The sequence below is a fragment of the Streptomyces sp. NPDC086554 genome, from assembly GCF_040686095.1.
In the GTDB taxonomy this organism is placed as follows: domain Bacteria; phylum Actinomycetota; class Actinomycetes; order Streptomycetales; family Streptomycetaceae; genus Streptomyces.
The window spans coordinates 36223-55542 of record NZ_JBFBJK010000024.1 but is presented as its reverse complement, the minus strand read 5'-3'; the positions used below and the strand labels follow the sequence as shown (position 1 = coordinate 55542).

Annotated in this window: 18 protein-coding genes, 1 pseudogene and 1 riboswitch; of the genes and pseudogenes, 12 read left to right on the top strand and 7 right to left on the bottom strand. The window is 71.1% G+C overall.

What is annotated here, in order from left to right; all coding sequences use genetic code 11:
• The first annotated feature begins 58 nt into the window (after positions 1 to 58).
• Complete coding sequence (locus AB0O76_RS33160; protein ID WP_365498894.1) at positions 59 to 913, top strand: alpha/beta fold hydrolase; 855 nt, start codon at positions 59 to 61, stop codon at positions 911 to 913.
• 4 nt (positions 914 to 917) lie between these two features.
• Here AB0O76_RS33160 and AB0O76_RS33155 read toward each other — a convergent pair whose 3' ends face one another.
• Complete coding sequence (locus AB0O76_RS33155) at positions 918 to 1286, bottom strand: arsenate reductase family protein (RefSeq protein WP_365498891.1); 369 nt, start codon at positions 1284 to 1286, stop codon at positions 918 to 920.
• Positions 1287 to 1441: 155 nt separating this feature from the next.
• Here AB0O76_RS33155 and AB0O76_RS33150 point away from each other — a divergent pair, with 155 nt between their 5' ends.
• From AB0O76_RS33150 to AB0O76_RS33140, 3 genes are all read left to right on the top strand, one after another.
• Positions 1442 to 1747: a hypothetical protein gene (locus AB0O76_RS33150; protein WP_365498888.1), complete on the top strand. Its 306-nt coding sequence runs from the start codon at positions 1442 to 1444 to the stop codon at positions 1745 to 1747.
• Between the two features lie 70 nt (positions 1748 to 1817).
• Positions 1818 to 2756 (top strand): alpha/beta fold hydrolase, encoded by a 939-nt coding sequence (locus AB0O76_RS33145; RefSeq protein ID WP_365498885.1) that lies wholly within the window; start codon positions 1818 to 1820, stop codon positions 2754 to 2756.
• Between the two features lie 450 nt (positions 2757 to 3206).
• On the top strand, positions 3207 to 4544 hold the full coding sequence (locus AB0O76_RS33140; protein WP_365498882.1) for a DUF2252 domain-containing protein: 1338 nt from the start codon (positions 3207 to 3209) through the stop codon (positions 4542 to 4544).
• Here the strand turns inward: AB0O76_RS33140 and AB0O76_RS33135 are convergent.
• The gene (locus AB0O76_RS33135; RefSeq protein ID WP_365498879.1) at positions 4541 to 5662 is read right to left on the bottom strand and encodes a haloacid dehalogenase-like hydrolase; all 1122 of its coding nucleotides are present in this window, start codon (positions 5660 to 5662) and stop codon (positions 4541 to 4543) included. The genes AB0O76_RS33140 and AB0O76_RS33135 overlap by 4 nt on opposite strands.
• 185 nt (positions 5663 to 5847) lie before the next feature.
• Between AB0O76_RS33135 and AB0O76_RS33130 the strand changes: the two genes are divergently transcribed.
• From AB0O76_RS33130 to AB0O76_RS33110, 5 genes are all read left to right on the top strand, one after another.
• Positions 5848 to 6714: a helix-turn-helix domain-containing protein gene (locus AB0O76_RS33130; protein WP_365498876.1), complete on the top strand. Its 867-nt coding sequence runs from the start codon at positions 5848 to 5850 to the stop codon at positions 6712 to 6714.
• A 5-nt stretch (positions 6715 to 6719) separates the two neighbouring features.
• On the top strand, positions 6720 to 7163 hold the full coding sequence (locus tag AB0O76_RS33125) for a VOC family protein (RefSeq protein ID WP_365498872.1): 444 nt from the start codon (positions 6720 to 6722) through the stop codon (positions 7161 to 7163).
• Positions 7161 to 7348, top strand: a riboswitch (cobalamin riboswitch). (Overlaps the previous gene by 3 nt.)
• A gap of 92 nt (positions 7349 to 7440) precedes the next feature.
• Entirely contained in the window at positions 7441 to 8454 is a 1014-nt protein-coding gene (locus AB0O76_RS33120; protein ID WP_365498869.1) for an ABC transporter substrate-binding protein, read from the top strand.
• 56 nt (positions 8455 to 8510) lie between these two features.
• Entirely contained in the window at positions 8511 to 9470 is a 960-nt protein-coding gene (locus tag AB0O76_RS33115) for an iron chelate uptake ABC transporter family permease subunit (RefSeq protein WP_365499123.1), read from the top strand.
• Entirely contained in the window at positions 9467 to 10234 is a 768-nt protein-coding gene (locus tag AB0O76_RS33110) for an ABC transporter ATP-binding protein (RefSeq protein WP_365498866.1), read from the top strand. The genes AB0O76_RS33115 and AB0O76_RS33110 overlap by 4 nt, the downstream gene beginning before the upstream one ends.
• Before the next feature lie 3 nt (positions 10235 to 10237).
• Here the strand turns inward: AB0O76_RS33110 and AB0O76_RS33105 are convergent, their stop codons facing one another.
• Positions 10238 to 13147, bottom strand: a complete 2910-nt coding sequence (locus AB0O76_RS33105; RefSeq protein ID WP_365498863.1) for a VWA domain-containing protein — start codon at positions 13145 to 13147, stop codon at positions 10238 to 10240.
• Between the two features lie 132 nt (positions 13148 to 13279).
• Positions 13280 to 14065 carry an MBL fold metallo-hydrolase gene (locus AB0O76_RS33100; protein ID WP_365499120.1) on the bottom strand — a complete coding sequence of 262 codons (786 nt, stop codon included), beginning with the start codon at positions 14063 to 14065 and terminating at the stop codon, positions 13280 to 13282.
• Positions 14066 to 14396: 331 nt separating this feature from the next.
• Between AB0O76_RS33100 and AB0O76_RS33095 the strand changes: the two genes are divergently transcribed.
• Positions 14397 to 15014, top strand: coding sequence for an ABATE domain-containing protein (locus AB0O76_RS33095; protein WP_365499117.1), 618 nt, complete (start codon positions 14397 to 14399; stop codon positions 15012 to 15014).
• A gap of 175 nt (positions 15015 to 15189) precedes the next feature.
• On the opposite strand, the pseudogene AB0O76_RS33090 reads toward AB0O76_RS33095, so the two are convergent.
• The 3 genes and pseudogenes from AB0O76_RS33090 to AB0O76_RS33080 form a co-directional block, all read right to left on the bottom strand.
• Positions 15190 to 16041: pseudogene (locus tag AB0O76_RS33090) on the bottom strand (MFS transporter); the annotation flags it as partial.
• Between the two features lie 56 nt (positions 16042 to 16097).
• On the bottom strand, positions 16098 to 16247 hold the full coding sequence (locus AB0O76_RS33085) for a hypothetical protein (RefSeq protein ID WP_365498860.1): 150 nt from the start codon (positions 16245 to 16247) through the stop codon (positions 16098 to 16100).
• Positions 16248 to 16267: 20 nt separating this feature from the next.
• The gene (locus AB0O76_RS33080; protein WP_365498857.1) at positions 16268 to 17473 is read right to left on the bottom strand and encodes an MFS transporter; all 1206 of its coding nucleotides are present in this window, start codon (positions 17471 to 17473) and stop codon (positions 16268 to 16270) included.
• Between the two features lie 136 nt (positions 17474 to 17609).
• On the opposite strand from AB0O76_RS33080, the gene AB0O76_RS33075 reads away from it, so the two are divergent.
• Together AB0O76_RS33075 and AB0O76_RS33070 are read left to right on the top strand one after the other, a co-directional pair.
• On the top strand, positions 17610 to 18188 hold the full coding sequence (locus AB0O76_RS33075; RefSeq protein ID WP_365498854.1) for an XRE family transcriptional regulator: 579 nt from the start codon (positions 17610 to 17612) through the stop codon (positions 18186 to 18188).
• Between the two features lie 85 nt (positions 18189 to 18273).
• Entirely contained in the window at positions 18274 to 19278 is a 1005-nt protein-coding gene (locus AB0O76_RS33070; protein ID WP_365498851.1) for an NAD(P)/FAD-dependent oxidoreductase, read from the top strand.
• Positions 19279 to 19320: the final 42 nt, after the last annotated feature.

The following is a 19320-nucleotide window of genomic DNA, read 5'->3' as shown; positions in this document are numbered from 1 at the left end:
TCACTCGCCTATTCTCTCGCTCAGCGAGATAATAGGCGACGTGGAGGAGATCCGACCCATGGCTGACATCGACGCGTTCCGCACGGCGTACGACAAGGTTCTCGGGAAATGGCCCGAGGGGACCGTGCACCGCGCCGTCCCGACCCCCTTCGGGGACACGCACGTCACGGTCTGCGGTCCGGCCGACGCCCCGCCCCTCGTCCTGCTGCCCGGCGGCGGCGCGACCGCAGGGAGCTGGTTCGCGAACGTCGCCGAACTGGCGCGCACGCGGCGCGTGTTCGCCGTCGACCTGATCGGTGAGGCGGGGCGCAGCGTGCCCGACCCGAGCCGGCCGATCCGGTCCGTGGCCGACTTGACGGGCTGGCTGGACGCGCTCCTCGACGCGCTCCTCGACCGGGTCGGAGGCGATGCGGTCGACCTGTGCGGACACTCGTACGGCGCCTGGATCGCGCTCCATTACGCCCTGCACGCACCTCACCGCGTCCGGCGCCTGGTCCTCGTCGACCCGACGCAGTGCTTCGCCGGGTTCCGGGCGGGCTATCTGCTGCACGCCCTGCCGACGCTGCTGCGTCCTTCGGCCCGGCGCACGCGCGCGTTCCTCACCTGGGAGACCGGCGGCATCCCGCTGGACGCCGACTGGCTCCGGCTCCAGGAGTGCGCGGCCGATTTCCCCTCGGTGAAGCCGGTCACCGGCCCGCGTCCGGCCCCCGACGCGCTGCGCACCCTGCGGCTCCCCGTCCTGGTCCTGCTCGCCGGGAGCGGCCGCGCGCACGACGCGGGCAAGGTGGCCGCCCGCGCCGCCGAGCTGCTGCCCGATGTGCGGACGGCCGTGCTGCCGGGAGCCGGCCACCATGCGCTGCCGCACACCGGCGCGGCCGAACTGAACCGCATGGTCGCCGAGTTCCTCGGGTGAGGGGCTAGCGGGACAGCGCGTCCCGTACCGCTTCGTCCGTGCGGGCCACCAGCGCCGTGCCGTCGTCGGCGGTGATGATGGGGCGCTGGATGAGCTTGGGGTGCTCGGCGAGAGCCTTGATCCAGCGGGCGCGGCCGGAGGCGTCGCGCGGCCATGCATCGCGGTCCTTCAGGTTCAGGTCCTTGGCGGCCTGTTCCTGGGTCCGTGTGATGTCCCAGGGCTCGAGGCCGAGACGTTCGAGTACGTCGCCGATCTCGGCCTCGGTGGGTACGTCGTCGAGGTAGCGGCGGACGGTGTAGTCGGCGCCCTCCGCGTCGAGCAGGGTGAGCGCGCTGCGGCACTTCGAGCAGGCGGGATTGATCCAGATCTCCATGCCGCACACGCTACCCGCGACCCACCCGTCACAGCGCCCCAAAGCCCGTCTGGCCAGCGGCGATTGTCAGTGCCGGGCAGTAGAATTGAAGCAATGTTCGAGAGGTTCCCGGCGGGGTTCCCGATGGGGTTCCTGACCGCGACAGGAGGATGCCTGTGCCCGCTGCCGCACTCACATCGAAGTCGAAGCGCAACGCTTCCCGGCCCGTGCTGATCGACCTGACGTACGCACCACTGGAGAAGAGGCCGCTCCCGGCCGGCCGGCCGCGGGAGTGGTACATCACGCACAACCGGCGCCTGAAGGCCATGCGCCTGGCGATAGCCCTGCTCGACGCGGGTGTCTACGTACCCAACCAAGCGAGCAACACAAGGATCCGCAGCATGGCGGAGGACGTGGGAATCCATCCGCCGTCGGACATCACCTGCCATATGGTGCGCGCGCTGATGCGGTACAGCCGCTGAGGCGTTGAGGTGAGCGGTACGGGTGGGGGCCCGCGGGTTCCCGCCCGTACGCGTGGTTCATGCTGGCCGCATGACACAGCAGGAACCAGCCTCGGAGCAGCAGCCCGCCGCGGGCGGGGCGGAGCAAGGCGGCGAGCTGCCGCTGCTCGTCACCGTTCAACTCCCGGACGGGGCACGGTTTCCCGTCCGCGCCCTGCGCAGGGCAGAGGCGCCGGACGGTCCCGCGCCGGCCGTCCTGATCCTGCCCGCCATGGGCACGCCCGCCCGCTACTACCGCGCCTTCGCCCACCAGTTGCACGCCGAGGGCCTCACCGCGCTCACCGTGGACCTGCGGGGGCAGGGCGAGAGCACTCCGCGCGTGACGGACGCCGCCGCCGTCGAGCACGGCTACGGCGTGATCGTGGAGCAGGACCTGGTGGCCGTCGTCGACGCGATACGCGCAGAACTCGGCCCCGAACCCCCGCTGTACCTCCTCGGACACAGCCTGGGCGGCCAACTGGGCCTGGTGTATGCCGCGTTGAGGATCGGTCCAGGTGTCGACGGAGTCGCCCTGGTGGCCTCCGGATCGGTCTGGTTCCGTGCGTACGGACGGCTGCGCGGGCCCCTGCTGCTGCTCGGCCAGCTGTTCGCCGCCACGGCGTCGACCCTGCTCGGCCGGTGGCCCGGCGTCCGGCTCGGCTTCGGCGGCAACCAGCCCAAGGGCGTCATGCGGGACTGGGCCCGCCAGGGCCGCACGGGCCGCTACTCCGCCACCGGCTCAACCCGCGACTACGAGGCCGCCCTGCGCACCCTCGACCTGCCCGTCCTCGCGGTCTCCGTCGAGGGCGACACCTGGGCGCCCGCACCCGCCCTCGACCACCTGGTCGGCAAGGTGCCGGAGGCCCGCGTCACCCGCATCCGGTACTCCAGGCAGGAGGCCGGCAACAGGCTCGACCACTTCGCGTGGACGCGGTCCGGAGGGGTGCTCGCCAAGCGGGTGGCGGCCTGGGCGCCCCCGGGCGGCGGCTGACCGGCGCGGACACCGGGGCCGGTCGGGAGGTGGGAGCCGGAGGGTGACGGCCTGGTCCTCGCCTCGGCGGTCGATCGCCTCGGCGGAAAGGTGCTGGGAGCTCTCCTCACGCGCTGCCACGACTCCACTCAGGAGGGCGGCGGCTGGTCTGGTGCCGACCGGGGCCGGTCGGGAGGTGGGCGCTGGAGGGGCGACGGCCTGGTCTTCGCCTCGGCGGTCGATCGCCTCGGCGGAAAGGTGCTGGGAGCTCTCCTTATGCGCCGCCACGACTCCAGGCAGGAGGGTGGCGGCTGGTCGGTGCTGATCGGCGGGGCGTCGGGAGAGGAGGGGCGCGTCACCCGTTTGCCGTACCCGGCATGCGTACGCGCCCGTGGCGGCATTGGCTGCCCCTGAGAGGAGGCTGTTGCCGGGAGCCACCATCGGAGAGGGGATCGGAGAGGGGAGAGGGTCATGACCATCCCGGCCGAACGCGCGCGGCTAGGCAAGGCGGCCCGCAAACGGGCGTCCCGCTCCTCGCACGGAGCCTGGATACCCTCGGCCGACCGCCCCGACCCGGTGGCCGTCCTGGAACGCCAGGGCAAGGACCGCGTCCAGGAACTCCTCCCCATCCGCTACGGCAGGATGTCCGCGTCCCCCTTCGCCTTCCTGCGCGGTGCCGCCGCCGTCATGACAGGGGACCTCGCCGTCCAGCGGGACACCGGCCTGACGGTCCAACTCTGCGGCGACGCCCACCTGTTGAACTTCGGCCTGTTCGCCTCGCCGGAACGCGCCCTGCTCTTCGACCTCAACGACTTCGACGAGACCTACCCCGGCCCCTTCGAATGGGACGTCAAACGCCTCGCCGCGAGCGTCGCCGTGGCCGCAGGCGACAACGGCCACACGGAGCACGCCGCCCACGACGCGGTCCTCGCCGCGGTGGCGGCGTACCGGACCTCGATGCGACGCCTCGCCGGGCTCGGCGAACTCGCCGTCTGGTACGAACGGACCGACGCCCACGACCTGTTGACCCTCATCGACTCCACCCGCGACCGCAAGCGCGTGACGACGGCCCTCGACCGCGCGCGGCGGCGCACCAGCCTCCAGGCGCTCGGCAAGCTGACCGAGGAGGTGGACGGAGAGCGCCGTATCGTCCAGGATCCGCCGCTCCTGGAGAGGGTGGCCGTGCCCGACATGGCGGCGCTGCGGAAGATCTTCGGCGACTACCGCTCCACGCTCTCCGAGGAGCGCAGGATCCTCCTCGACCGGTACCACTTCGTGGACGCCGCGCGGAAGGTGGTCGGCGTCGGCAGCGTGGGCACCCGCTGCTTCATCGTCCTCCTTGCGGGCCGCGACGCCGCCGACCCGCTCTTCCTCCAGATCAAGGAGGCGATGCGATCGGTCCTCGAGGACCACCTGCCGCAGGGCCCGTACCGCCACCCCGGGCACCGCGTGGTCTCGGGGCAGCGGCTGCTGCAGGCCGCGGGCGACATCTTCCTGGGCTGGATGACAGGACCCCAGGGACGCGCCTTCTACTGGCGCCAGCTCCGCGACATGAAGGGCTCGGCGGACGTGACGTCCATGAAGCCATCGGAACTGTCCCTCTACGCCGCCCTGTGCGGCACGGCCCTGGCCCGCGCACACGCCCGCTCCGGCGACCGCATCGCGATCGCCGCGTACCTGGGCGGCGCCGACACGTTCGACCGCGCCGTGGCGGATTTCGCGCTGCGGTACGCCGCCCAGAACGCGGCGGATCACTCGGCCCTGGGAGAGGCGATCGCCACGGGCGTGGTGGAGGCGGTCGAGGCCTAGCGGATCTCGTCCGGCACCACCGTCAGCCACCGCTTGTCGGCGGTGACCTTCTGGCCGAGCTCACGCTGCCGGTCGGCGTTGGTGCGCTTCATCTCGTTCATCTGCTGCATGTACTTCTCCTTGCGGTTGACCCAGACCCGCACCCCGCCATGCTCCACATCGGCGGAGTGGAACAGCATCGGGCCGTCGCTCACCGGGGTGTCGCCCGCCACCAGAACCGGCTTCCGCCACTCGTCGATGTACGTGTTGATGGCCGCGGGCTTGCCCTGATACCAGGTCAGCGGCGCCCACAGGTTGGGCGTCAGCTCGCGCCCGGCGAGCTTCTTCTCGTCGAAGCGGCCCTCGGCGATCTCCTTGCGGGAGCTGGTGACTTCACCGGTCTTGCGGTCCTTGAGCTGCAGGCCGACGCCGATGACGTTCTCGGGCTTCACGTTGTAGCCGTACTTGGGGTCGGAGAGGACCATCCGCACCAGGTCCTCGCTGGCCGCGCTGACGACGTAGACCTCTATGCCGTGCTTGCGCAGCGACTTGTAGAGCTCCTGCATGCCGGTGAAGAACTCGGGCGCCTCGACCTCGGTCCTGGTCAGCTTGCCGTCCTCGTAGTACTCGGCCGGTATCGGCTTGTCGTAGGCGAGGAGATCGTCGACGTACCCCTTGAGCTCCTTCAGCGTGAAACCGGAGAAGATCTGCGCGGCCCACGGGTAGCAGACCTGGTCGTCGACCTCGCACAGCCGGTTGTAGTAGCTGTACAGGCTCTCCTTGTGCTGCGCCGTGTCCTTGAAGGGGATGACCTTGAGGGACGGGTCCATCGACGCGCGGGTCAGCACCCCCTTCATCTCCAGGAAGGGGAGGAGCGACTCCTCCAGGTCGTTGCGGTACGTCGTGTTGTCCGCGTCGAAGACGGCGTACGCACCCTTGTGGCCGTTCTCCGAGATCACCTTGCCGAGCTTCGCGGCGACCGGCTTCGGCCAGTGCGGAAGCTCGGCCGCGGTCTTGACGGAGGAGCCCGCCGCCGTCGCCTCCGTGCCCGGCCAGAGCGCCGTCCCCGCGAGCACCGCCGCGGTGAGCGCGCCCGCCGTGCCGAGAACCGCGAGCTTGCCCTTTGCTCCTACTGCCATGTTTTTCTGCCCCCTGAGAGCGGTCTGCGCCCCGTCCGGAGCGGCGGGTCATCGTACGAGGTCAGACACCGGATTCCCATGAGCGATGTCACCGGTCGTGACGGGCATGGAGCGGCCCCGCGCGGGTAGCAGCATCGAACGCTTCCGCCCCGCGCCGGGGCCCCGTCCATCGCATACTGGAACGTATGGAGACCGGCTCCCGAGAGTTCGTGCGGGCCGCCCCGCGGCTCGACGGCATGGTCGTGTCCGCCGTCGGCTACCGCACCACGGGCGAGCGTCCTGGCCTGCACCGTGGCCTGCCGTCGCCGTATCTGACCCTGATCTTCTCGCTCGACGGCCCGGTCGTCAGCGGCCTCACCCCCGAGCAGGCGGGCGGCGCCGACGCGATCAGCACGGACATCGTCCTGGGCGGACTGCACCAGTCACCGGCGTACGTAGTCAGGCCCGAGCACGAGGCGGGCATCCAGCTCGCCGTGCATCCGCTCGCCGCCCGCGCCCTGTTCGGCGTCCCGGCCGCCGAGCTCGCCGGCGACATCGTCACGTCCGGCGCCGATGTGATGGGGCGCCGCGCCGCCGATGTACGGGAGCTGCTGTGCGAGCGGGACAGCTGGGAGGAGCGATTCGCCGCCCTGTCCGCCTACTTGAGGCAGCGCGTGGCCACCGAGGACGCCGCCGGATCCGTCCGCCCCGAGGTCGCCGAGGCCTGGACCTGGCTGGCCAGGCACCGGGGCGCGGGCACACTCGGCGGTCTCTCCCGGCACGTCGCGCTCAGCGAGCGCAGGCTCACCGCACTCTTCCGCGCCGAGACCGGGCTCAGCCCCAAGCAGGCCTCCCGTCTGATGCGCTTCCAGCGCGCGCGGAACACCGTCGTGCGCTCCGTCGCCGCGGGCGCCCCGCCCGATCTGGCGCGGGTCGCCGCGGACTGCGGCTATTACGACCACTCCCATCTGGTGCGGGACTTCCGTCAGTACACCGGCACGAGCCCCAGCGGCTGGCTGGCCGAAGAGTGCCGGAATATCCAAGCCGGGAGCCATGGCGGGGGCGAAGAGTAGGAGCCATGAACACCACCGAGAAGCAACAGACCAAGCCCACATCCACCCCCGCCGAGCGCGCCCCCGACGTCTGGCCGACCCTCCAGGCCAACGACGCACCCGCCCTGATCGACTTCCTCGTCGGCACGGTCGGCTTCCTGCGCACCGCCGTCTACGAGGACGGCGACCGCGTGGCCCACGCCGAGCTCGACTGGCCCGAGGGCGGCGCCGTCATGCTCGGCTCGTACGACGAGAAGTCCCAGGACTGGTGCCTGAGGCCGGGCACCTTCGGGGCGTACGTCGTCACCGACCACGTCGACGACCTCTACCGGCGCCTCACCGACGCCGGAGTGAAGATCATCCGCGAGATCGTGGACGAGCCGTACGGCAGCCGGGAGTTCGCCATCGCCGACCCCGAGGGCAACAAGTGGTCCTTCGGCACCTACCGCGGCTCGCCGCGGCCCGCGTGATAATTTGCGCACGCCAGTCAAACCCACACCAGGGCCAGGGAATCCGGTGCGAATCCGGAACTGACGCGCAGCGGTGAGGGGGAACGGGCGGGGCCAAGGCCACTGGGCGTCCACGGACGCCTGGGAAGGCGCTCCGTCCGGCCGATCCCCGAGTCCGAAGACCTGCTGGCACCTCTGTCCGCGCACCGGGCGGCGGAGGTGATCAAGCAGGCCGGGCTCCGCGTATGAGCCATGAGACTCAAGGGATCGTGTGTCCTCCACAGCCCGTCGTGTACGTATGTCCGTCCTCCTCAGCACGGCCCTGGCCGTCACGCTGACCTCCTGCGGCGGCTCGTCGACGCCCTCCACCGCGGACAAGAAGGCCGCCGGCTATCCACTGACGCTCACCTCCTGCGGCAAGAAGTCGGAGATCGAGGCGCCGCCGCAGCGGGCGGTCTCCCTCGACCAGGGCTCCACGGAGATCCTGCTCTCTCTCGGCCTCGCCGACCGCATGGCAGGCACCGGCACCTGGACCGACCCGGTCCTGAAGGGCCTGGAGAAGGACAACGCCAAGGTCGAGCGCCTCTCCGACCGCTACCCCTCCTTCGAGAAGGTCCTCGCCCAGGAGCCGGACTTCGTCACCGCCTCCTTCCTGGCGACGGTGAGCAAGGGCGGCGTCGCCGACCGCGCCAAGTTCACCGAGCTCGGCGTCCCCTCGTACGTCTCGCCCACCGACTGTGCGGGCAAGGACAACACCGGCGACGGCGACGGCCGCCGCGTCAAGACGCTCACCATGGACACCGTGTACGGCGAAGTGCGTGACCTTGCGCGGGCGTTCGGGGTGCAGAAGCGCGGCGAGCGCCTGGTCGCCGACCTGAAGTCCCGCCTGGCGAAGGCCAAGCAGGACATCGACGCGTCCGACACCACGCTCCTCTACTGGTTCTCCGACTCCAAGGCCCCCTACATCGCGGGCTGCTGCGGCGCCCCCGGCATCATCACGCGCGAGCTCGGCGCCGAGAACGTCTTCGACGACACCCGCGAGGAGTGGCCCCAGATCAACTGGGAGACGGTGGCGGACCGTGACCCCGACGTCCTGGTCATCGGCGACCTCACCCGCAAGTCGCAGACGGCCGAGAGCGCGAAGAACAAGATCAAGTTCCTGGAGTCCAACCCGGTCACCAAGAATCTGACCGCCGTGAAGAAGAAGCGGTACGTCCTGCTCAGCGGCCAGGCGATGAACCCCACGATCCGGACGGTGGACGGGGTGGAGCAAGTGGCGGACGCGCTGCGCGAGTTCGGGCTCGCCAAGTGACGCATGCGCGCGGCGCCCTCCTGTGGGCGGCGGGCGCCGCCGCGCTCGCGCTCTCCATGGCGGTGGCCGTCACCATCGGCCCCGCCGCCATCTCCGTACCGGATGTGTTCTCGGCGGTCGCGGCGCACCTCGGCGGGGGAGAGACACGGCTCACACCGCTGCGGGACGGCATCGTCTGGAACCTGCGGATGCCGCGCACGCTGCTCGCCGCGGTGTGCGGCGCGGGCCTCGCGGTCTGCGGGACGGTCCTCCAGTCCCTGCTGCGCAACCCGCTCGCGGACCCCTTCGTCCTCGGCGTCTCCTCCGGTGCGTCCACGGGAGCCGTCGCGGTCGTCGTCCTCGGGGTCGGCGGGGGAGTCGTGTCGGTCTCGGCGGGTGCCTTCGCCGGCGCCATCTGCTCGTTCGCCCTGGTCCTGCTGCTCAGTCATGCGCTGGGCGGGAGCGCGGACCGCGTCGTGCTCTCCGGGGTCGCGGCCATGCAGCTGTTCTCGGCGCTCACTTCGTTCGTGATCCTGACGGCGGCCGACGCGGAGACGACGCGCGGTGTCCTTTTCTGGCTGCTCGGCTCGCTCAGCGGGGTGGGCTGGACGGACGTATGGATCTGCGCGGCGGTCCTCCTGGCGGCGCTCACCGTCTGCCTGGCGCAGGCCCGCACCCTGGACGCCTTCGCGTTCGGCCAGGACGCGGCGGCGACGCTGGGTGTCCACGTGGCCCGCACCCGTCTGATCCTGCTCTCCGTCACCGCCCTGCTGACGGCGGTCCTGGTCAGCAGCGCGGGCGCGATCGGCTTCGTCGGCCTGGTCCTGCCGCATGCGGCCCGCGCGGTGGTCGGCTCCGGGCACGCGCGACTGCTCCCGGTCACGGCGCTGGCGGGCGCGGTGTTCCTGGTGTGGGTGGACACACTGGCCCGCACGGTCCTTGACCCGCAGGAGGTCCCGGTGGGAGTCGTGACGTCCCTGATCGGCGTCCCCGCGTTCGTCCTGGTCCTCTACCGCACTCGGAAGGCTGCCCTATGACCACCGGCCTGTCGGCGCACCGGGTCAGCCGTCGGGCGGGCGGGCGCCTCATCGTCGACGGGGTGAGCATCGCCCCGCCGCCGGGCGCGACGGTCGGTCTCCTCGGCCCCAACGGCTCGGGCAAGTCCACCCTCCTGCGCCTGCTCGCCGGTGTCCTCTCCCCGGCCTCGGGGGTGGTCACCCTGGACGGCCGCCCGCTGCCGGAACTCGGCCGCCGCACGGTGGCGCGCAGAGTGGCCGTGGTCGACCAACACGCCGTGGCCCAGGTCGACTTGACCGTACGAGATGTCGTACGCCTGGGTCGCATCCCGCACCGCAGGGCCTGGTCCCCGCCCTCGGCGCAGGACGACGAGGCGGTGTCCGAGGCCCTCGCCCGCACCGGCCTCACCGACCGCGCCGCCCAGTCCTGGCACACCCTCTCCGGCGGCGAACGCCAACGCGTCCAGATAGCCCGCGCGTTGGCCCAGAACCCCCGCGAACTCCTCCTGGACGAACCCACCAACCACCTGGACATCCACCACCAGCTGGACCTCCTCTCCCTGGTGGCCGACCTCCACGTGACCAGCGTCATCGCCCTGCACGACCTCAACCTGGCGGCGATGTTCTGCGACCAGCTCCTTGTCCTGCACGAGGGCACGGCCTACGCGGCGGGCACCCCCGCCGATGTGCTCACCGAGGAGCTGATCGCGAAGGTGTACGGGGTGCGGGCGGTGGTGACCGGGGCCGTGGACGGGCGGCCGTCGGTGCGGTTTCTCCGGGGATGAGGGTCAGAAATTGGAGATCACGCTGGTGATCACGTCATTGATCATCTTGGGGTTCTTCGCGTCGTACGCCCGTCCCCCGGTGGCCGAGGCGACCTCCTGGAGGACGGTCCTGCCCCCGGCGTCCTTCTCGTCCGCCTTGTCGCCGTAGGCAATCGTGAACACCCGGATCTGCGGCTGTCCCCGATCGCCGATCCGCTTCAGGAGCTTGGCGAGGGACAGGCTGTTGCTGTCCTCATTGACGCCGTCGGTCAGCAGCACGACCGCGTTGATGGCCGCCGGGTCGTAGTCCTCGCGCAGGGTCTTCACGGCGGCGTCCAGGGTGTCGTAGAGGCCGGTCGCGCCGCCCGGCTCAAGACCGGCGACGTTGTCGGTCAGCGCCTTCGAGCGGGTCGAGCCGGACGGCGCGACCAGCTTTCCGTCGAACGGGCCGACCGGCACGAGTTCCTTGTAGTCCTTGCCGCCGCCGAGGACATCGGCGTCCGAGAACTTCCAGAGGCCGACCCGGTCGCTCTTGTCGAACTCCCCGAACAGGGCGGGCTCGGCCCGCTTGAGCAGCTCCATCTTCGTGTCGCCCGTACCCGGCACCTCGCTGTTCATCGACTCGGACGTGTCGATGACGGTGAGGACATTGGCGCGTCTGCGGAGCGTGGGCCAGAGTTCGAGCAGCCGGTCGAGCACCTCGCCCTCGGGCATCCGCATGGGGGTGAAGGGGGCATCGGGCAGGACTCCGTTGGCCTCGGCGACCTGCCCGGTTCCCTTGAGGACCTTGCCCTCGTGGGTGCGGTAGCCGTACGGCGCGAAGTGCTCCTTGAACACCGCGGGAGTGCGCAGATAGTCGAGGAAGTCACCGGAGACCGCCTTCTGCGCCCCGGTCATGCCGTTCAGCTCGATGTAGGGGTGCTCGGAGAACGGGACCCCGTCCTTCGGATAGAAGGAGGCCAGCGGGGTGTGCGGCTTGCTGGTCCTCGCGCAGCCCTTGTCGTCGCTCGGAGCCCCGCACGGGTAACCGGCGTTGTACGCCACGACGGTGTTCTCCTCCAGCGTGACGGCGGAGATGTACGACATGGCCTTGTCGGGGCCCGCCTCGCTCGCCTCGCGGAGGTTGGCGAGGAACGTCAGGGTCGTGTCGCCGTAGTGGACCGCCGACTTCTCGATGCTCTTGACGAAGTCCTGGTTGGCGGGCTTGTCGATGTGCGGGGTGCTCAGTTCGCTGCTGGTGCCCGTCTTGGCGAAGAAGGCGGCGACGGTGGCGTTGAGCCCGGACGTCGAATAGCCGGGGTTGGTCTTCCCGAGCTTGAAGGCGCCCCACTCCGGCCGGCTGTGCTCCTTCCAGAACCCGTCGGCGTCCTTCGACCAGTCCGCGAGCTCCTTCCAGCTGATTGTCCGCTCGGGCCAGCCGAGCTCCTCGGCCATGGGCTTGGGCATCGCGATGGTCAGGGGGCTCTGCACGATCGGCTTCGCCTGCTCCTGCTCCTGCTCCGGGAACAGCTCTTTCGTCGTTCCCTTCGCGCGGCTGCGGGCCAGCGAGAGCCACGAACTCCCGGCGGGCGACCACACGTTGGGCTTGTCCCCGTCGGACTCGTCCCACCCGTCTGCGAGGGCGCGCATCGCGGTGCCCGAATTGACCCCGACGACCTGGACCCTGACGCACTTGCCTTCGCCGGCGCGGTTCCCGTAGTCGCTCGCCGCCTTCTCCAGGGACTCCGACAGATCGACGGAGGCGGCGATCCGCACGGTGGTGTCCGCGTCCGCACACTTCGGGAGCGCGGCGGGGGAGGCCGGTCCCTTGTCGTCCGTGCCGCCGCCCTGACACGAGACAACGATGGGCGTGGTGATGCCCGCGAGGGCGAGGATCGCCGCGGAGATGAGGAGCGGCCTGCGTCTGCTGCGCAGCGAGGCTCCCAGCGCACGTCTGCGGTGCGGGTGCGGGTGCGGTGGAGGCACGCTGGGCGGCCCTTGGGGTTCGGCGGGTGGCGGGGGAAGGGCGGTGGTGCCGGTGGCCGGTGTCGGAGGGTGGGCCCGTTCGCTCTCCGGCCGCTCCGGAGTCGGCTCGCTCTGCGCCTGACTGACGGGCGTTGGCCTGGTCGGTCTCTCGTGGGGGGCTTCGCCGGGCGGCGCTCCGGGAGGCGCTCCGTGCGGTGTTCCGTGCGATGCTCCGTGCTGCACTTCGCCGGGCGGCGCCGGCATGAGCGCGCTCAGGACGGCGAAGGCGGCCTCGGCCGCGTTCCCGGCGGCGGTCGGCTGGGAACCGGCGGCGTCGGCGATGTGCTTGCGGCCGTCGGCCTTGTCGCTGATGCCACGGATGGTGAGCCAGAGCGTGCCGGCGAGGTGGGCCGCCTGGGCGACGCCTGCGCTCTCCATCTCGATGGCCACGGCGTCGTTGAACCGCTCGTCGAGCTGCGCGGCGAGGGCGGAGTCCGGGCTGTTGAGTACGACTTCACCGGCCGCGACCGGCTTGAAGTGAACCGTGCCGCGCCAGTTCGCGCCGCGCAGAGCGAACTTCGCGGCCTGCAGCAGCCGGTGCGAGGCTTCCCAGCTCCGTGGGCGCGACTTGAAGCCCTCGGCGGACTCCTTGCCTCCGTGGACCGCGTGCACACGGGTCGCGACGACGACGTCCCCAAGCTGTATGTCGCTCTTCACGCCGCCCGCGATCCCGACGAAGAACAGCGCGTCGGGCTGCAGCCAGGCGCGCAGTTGCCCCGTCAGCGCTGCGGCGGCCTGGTTGCCCTCGCCGATCTCGGCGAGGGCAACCCGCCAGGTGGCATGGTCGCCCCGGTGGGACCCGACCTCCACGAAGGTGCCGTCGGCGTGCCACTGTGGCTGGGGGTCGGTGAGATGACTTCGTACGGCCTCGTACTCCAGCCGAAGTGCCGTAAGGATGACCACCGTGCGCATCGGAAGAGCTTCTGTCACCTGACCAACCGAATCTCGATGCCGACCTGTCCGGGAGACTCTCGCTAGAGCATCGTCACACGGTAACTCCCTTTGCCGGAGGGAGACATGGGTGATCGCCGAGCTTTTGTTGTGCTGTCGTGATACGTCGCCTCAGACCAGGTCGAGCCGGTCGGCGAGCCCTGCTTCGGTGAAGGCGGAGACCAACTCGTCGCGCCCCTCGGTGAAATGGGCCCAGCTGTCGAAGTGGACGGGAACGACCCGGCGCGCCCCGAGAATCCTGGCGGCCTCGGCGGCCTGGGCGCTGTCGAGAACTATGGGCGCACCGTCGAACAGAAACGGGAAGCGGGGAGCCCCGGCGAACAGCACGGCGGTGTCGACAGGACCGAACCGCCCCGCAATCTCCTCCACCGCGCCGAGCGAGGCATTGTCGCCACTGACGTAGACCGTCGGAAGCCCTTCCCCGGTCAGGACGAAACCGACGACCTCGCCGGTCACCGCCTCGACCTGCGCGCGCGGCCCGGGACCGTGGACGGCGGGCACGCCCGTCACGGTCACCCGTCCGCCGCCGGGCCGCTCTAGCTCTGTGGACTCCCAGTCGGCGAGACCCCTGGCTCTGTCCCCCAGGCGCCGCCCGCCGCCCGGGGTGGTGAGGGTGAGCGGCACGTCGGCGAGCAGGGCGCGGCCGGAGTCGTCGAGGTTGTCGGGGTGTTCGTCGTGCGAGAGCAGGACCACGTCGACGTCGCCGAGGTCGCCGGGGGAGCAGGCGGCGGGCGCGGTCTTGGTCAGGCCCGGGCCGCCCGGCACCGGGAAGTAGTCGCCTGGCGCGTCGAAGGTGGGGTCGGTGAGAAACCTCAGTCCGCCGTACTCGAAGAGAGCGGTCGGGCCGCCGAAGACGCGTACGGGGAGCTGGTCGTCGGCCGTGCCGGAAGCAGCCATGGAAGCAGCCATGCAGAAACACACCTCACGGATGGGGGTTGAGTTATCCGTGAGGAACGGTAGTCGTGTCTCACGGATGAGGGCAAGACGTACCATGAGACACGTGAAGCTCAAGGAGACTGCGATCGCCGAGGAGTCGGCGCCGGGTGCTGTCGGGCGGGCGACGTCGGGTGCTGCCGGGCGGGCGACGTCGGGTGCTGCCGGGCGGGCGACGTCGGGTGCTGCCGGGCGGGCGGCGTCGGGTGCTGCCGGGCGGGCGGCGTCGGGTGCTGCCGGGCGGGCGGCGTCGGGTGCTGCCGGGCGGGCGGCGTCGGGTGCTGCCGGGCGGGCCATGCCGGGTGCTGCCGAGCCGCCGCCCGCCGAAACTGCTCAGCCGACGCCCCCACCCGCCCCCGGCGCGGACCAGTACCCCGCCCTCGACTTCGCCAACAGTGCCATCGCCCTGCCCGGCGGCCAGTTCACCGATCTCCTCGGCACCCCGGCCGCCGCCAACCAGTGGCTCCTCGCGCACGACCTCGCCCCGGCCGACGCCGGACTCCAGGAAATGTGTACGGCCCAACTGCGCACCCTGCGGGAGCAGATCCGCTCCCTGCTCGCCGCCCGGGTCGACGGATGCCCGCCCCCGGCGAGCGCGCTCACCGCCGTCAACGAGGCCCTGACCAGAGCGCCCGCGGCGACCCTGCTGCACTGGGCCCCCGCGCGCGGCCTGTACCGGGCCGCCTCCTACCCCGTCACACAGATCGTCGAGCGCGCCCTGGCGACCCTCGCCGCCGACGCCGCCGACCTGCTCACCGGCCCCGACGCCGACCGCCTCACCGCCTGCGGCTCCGCCCCCTGCAACCGCTACCTGCTGCGACACGGCCGCCGCCACTGGTGCTCGACCCGCTGCGGCGACCGCGCCCGGGCGGCCCGTGCGTACGCCCGACGTACAGGGGCGAATGCCGGCTGAGAGGTTCCGTTCGGCTCAGCTCCGGCCGCCCCGGAGCAGGGCGGCGACCAAGGCGGCCCCCGCGACGAGCAGCGCCGCGCCCACGGTGAGCCGAGCGAGAAGCCCTCTGTCGCGGCGGCATGCGCACCGAGCGAGCCCTCCAGACCCGCGCCGCACCGCGCCGCACCGCGCCGCACCGCGCGGCAAGGGCCACCAGAACCGCCAACCCCACCGCCCCGCCGAGCTGTTGGACCGCGCTCAACACGGCCGAACCGATACAACCAGGCCAGGCAGCACCCCGAACGCGTAGCCGTCGCCCGGCGCCACACCGGAGAGCAGCAGCAGACCGGCCGCACTGACCAGAAACCCGGTGACGAGGGTCCCCGGATCCCCAGCCTGATCACCGCACGGGAGGAGAGCCACATCCCCGTGAGGATGCCGCCGCCGAAGGGAAGGTAGGCGAACCGGCGGCGAGCGGACCGTAGCCGAGGACGGTCTGCAGGTGCAGCATCAGCAGGAACGCCATGGCGAAGAAGGCGGCGGAGAACAACGCGGAGAACAACAAGGACGGGCCGTTCGCGACCGCGCGGACCCGGAAGGACAGGAACGCGAGCGGCACGAGCGGCTCGGCGGCCCGCGCCTCCACGGCAAGGAACGCGGCCGCGAGGGCGACGGCAAGGACCAGCGGCCAGACCGAGCCCGGCCTGCCCCAGCCGACATCCCCGCTCCGCAGCAGGCCGTAGACGAGACAGAGCAGGGCGCCGGTCCCCAGAACCGCGCCGGGCACGTCAAGGCGCACCCTCCGCCGCGCCCGGCTCTCGGCGACCAGACGCGGCATCAGTACGAGGGTCACGAGCGCCACCGGCAGATTGATGAGGAAGATCCAGCGCCAGGAGGCCGGCCCGGTCAGCACCCCCGAGATCACAAGCCCCGACGAGCCGCCGAGGGCCGCGATGCCGCCCCACAGGCCAAGCGCCATGGCCCGCTCCTCGGGGCCGGGGAACATGAGCGTGATCAGCGCCGGCGAGGCAGGACTGGCCGGCGCCGCGCCCACGTCAAGCACGCCGACGGCGGCGCGGACACCGTCCTGGGCCAGAAGACGTTCTACATCCAGGACAACCTGGCGGCCATGAACGGCAGCGGCAACGGCTCGTGGACCACGTCCACGGCGAAGAAGTACGTGGGCAGCAAGAGCGCGTACGCCGACGGCGCCCTGCTGCTCGACCACCCGACCGGGATGGCGGCCCTCGCCACAGCCCCACAGCCCCCCAGCCTCAGCCGGTCCGGCGCGCCCGGTCGAGGAGGACGAGCGGAACAGCGGCCACGGCGAGGGCGGCTCCGATCCAGCTGACCGAGGTGAGCGAGGCGCCTTGGGCGAATGCGGCGGCTGCCAGGACGGGGGTGATGCTGATGCCCAGCTGGAACGCCGACACGGTGGTGGCGCCGGCAAGGGTCGGGGCATCGGCCGCGATGGCGAAGACGCGCCCGTAGATCGCGGGGTTCAGCACGAACGCGGCGACACCGAGCAGGAACACGGTCGGCACCACGGCCCAGACCTCCTCGACCGCCACGACCAGCACGACCGACAGGAGCACGATCGCGGACGCGCCGGTGAGCAGCGCAAGGTGGGGGCGCCGGTCGGAGACACGCCCGCCGATGGACAGACCTACAAAGGAGCCGATTCCGAACAGCGCGAGGATCGCCGGGACCCAGACCTCGGGAAGGGCGGTGATGTCCGTGAGCATCGCCGCCAGATAGTTGAACGAGATCATGTACGCCGCGGTGGTCAGGACAGTGATCGCGTACATGCTCCAGAGCGCGGGCCTGCGCATCGTGGCCAACTCGGCGGACACACGCGGCGCGACGGCCGCCGAGGGGCGGTCCGATCCGGTGGTGGCGGGCAACCCGAGCAGACAGCCGGCCATCCCGGCGACCGTCAGGGCGACGACGGCCCAGAAGCCGCCGCGCCAGTCGGTGAAGTGGCTCAGCAGTGTGCCCGCAGGACCGCCGGCGACCATCGCCAGGCTGAGGCCGCTGACCACGACTCCGGAGGCGCGGGCATTGCGGTCCGGCGTCACCAGGCTGATCGCGGTCACGGACGCGACGGCGAAGAACCCCGCGTAGGCGATGCCCGACACGACCCGGGAGATCAGCAGAACCTCGTAGCCGCCGAGCAGCCCGGCGGCCACCCCGGCCGCGAAGACGGCCTGGGTGGCCACCAGCGCGGTGCGGCGCGGCCAGCGCAGGCTGAGCACGGCGAACGGCGGCCCTCCGGCCACGACACCGACGGCGAACGCGGTGATGAGCAGCCCGGCGGAGGACAGCGAAACGTCCAAGTCGTCGGCGACGGCGGGCAGTACACCCGCGAGCAGGAACTCCGCGCTTCCCATGGCGAACAGGCTGAAGCCCAGCAGGTACACGCCTGCGGGCAGAAGCCCGGAACCAGTGCTCCGGGACGTCATCGGTTCGGTGCTGACCATTGATGCCCACCCTCGTCGTAGAGTCCGTAGTCGTGGTGACCATCCGGATCACCTCGGCGCCCACAGGATCGGGAGATCCCCCCGCCCCCGACAAAAACCGTTGCCGTTTCCGGGACATGCTGGTTCCCTGCCGACCATGGACCAGCAACCGAGCGTCGATGCCGTGATCGAGCAGATCGCCCCCCGCCTGCGACGCGCCCGCGAGAAGAAGGACATCAGCCTGGCCGACCTCGCCCGCGTCACGGGCATCTCGACCAGCACGCTGTCCCGACTGGAATCCGCTCAGCGAAAGCCGAGCCTCGAACTCCTCCTGCCGATCACCGCGGCCCTCGGCACCCCGCTCGACGAGATCGTCGCCGCACCACGGATCCTCGATCCGCGCGTGCCGCAACAGCCCACAAGGAAGGACGGCCGCGTGCTGATCCCGCTGTCACGGCAGCAAGCGGAGCCACGTGCCTACAAGTTGACGATTCCGGCGCACGACACCGAACCCCATCCGCGCACCCACGCGGGCCACGAATGGCTCTACGTGCTCCGCGGGCGGCTGCGCGTAAGACTGGGCGACGGCGACTTGGTCATCGGAGCCGGCGAGGCGGCCGAGTTCGACTGCAACATCCCGCACTGGTTCGGCGCGGCCGGCCAGGGCAGCGTCGAGGTGCTCAGCCTCTTCGGGAAACAGGGCGAGCGCATCCACTTCCGATCCCCTCGGCGCTGACGCGCAACGGACTGTCCCGGAATCGGCAACAGAAATGGCCGACTGGGGTACGGCCGGCGCAGCCTGTGCCCAGGAGGTGATCGCCATGAGCGACACGCAGAAGAACGGGCAGGCGAGCGGGCAGGACATGTACGACGCAGTCGTCATCGGGGGCGGCGCAAGTGGCCTCAGCGCCGCTCTCGTACTGGGCCGCGCCCGCCGCAAGGTGGCCGTGATCGACGCCGGGGAGCCACGCAACGCCCCCGCCGCACACATGCAGGGCTTCCTCTCCCGCGACGGCATGCCCCCCGCGGCGCTGCTGGATGTCGGCCGTGCGGAAGTATCCGGATACGGGGTCCACTTGATCGAGGGAAAGGCGGAAACCGTGCAGCCCGAACCCCGCTCCTTCTCCCTCCAACTGGCGGGCGGGCCGGTCCTGCGCACCCGGCACGTGGTGCTGGCGACCGGACTGCGCGACGAACTGCCGGAGATCCCCGGCATACGGGAGCGATGGGGACGGGATGTGCTGCACTGCCCGTACTGCCATGGATACGAGGTCAGGGACCGCCCCTTCGCGGTGCTCGGCACGCACCCGAACTCGGTCAACCAGGCACTGCTCGTGCGGCAGTGGTCCGAAGACATCGTCTACGTCCCGGGCACCCGCCCGCTCACGGACGACGACCGCGAACGCCTGGACGCCCGCGGGGTGCGGATCGCCGCCGCCGGTGCGATCGTCCAGGTGGTGACCAAGGACGACCGGTTGCACGGTGTGGAGCTCGCGAACGGGACCGTGGTGCCGTGCGAGGTCGCCTTCCTCTTCCCTCGGATGGTCCCGAACGACGGCGTCCTCGACGGTCTCGGCTGCGACCGCAACGAGGCCGGCTTTATGACGACGGACAGCGCGGGGCGCACCAGCGTCCCGGGCATCTGGGCCGTCGGCAACGTCGGCGACTCGCGATCGCTGGTGATCTCCGCCGCGGGCATGGGCGCGGCAGCGGCCTTCGCACTCAACCACGACCTGGTCGACGCGGAGGTACACCGATCCATCACCGAACTGCGGACCGCCCGCACGGCCACGCAGAACGGGGCCGAGCTTCCGGCAGAGCAGTGAGGGCCGCCACCTCGTACCAAGGCGGCGGCCCTCACTGATTTC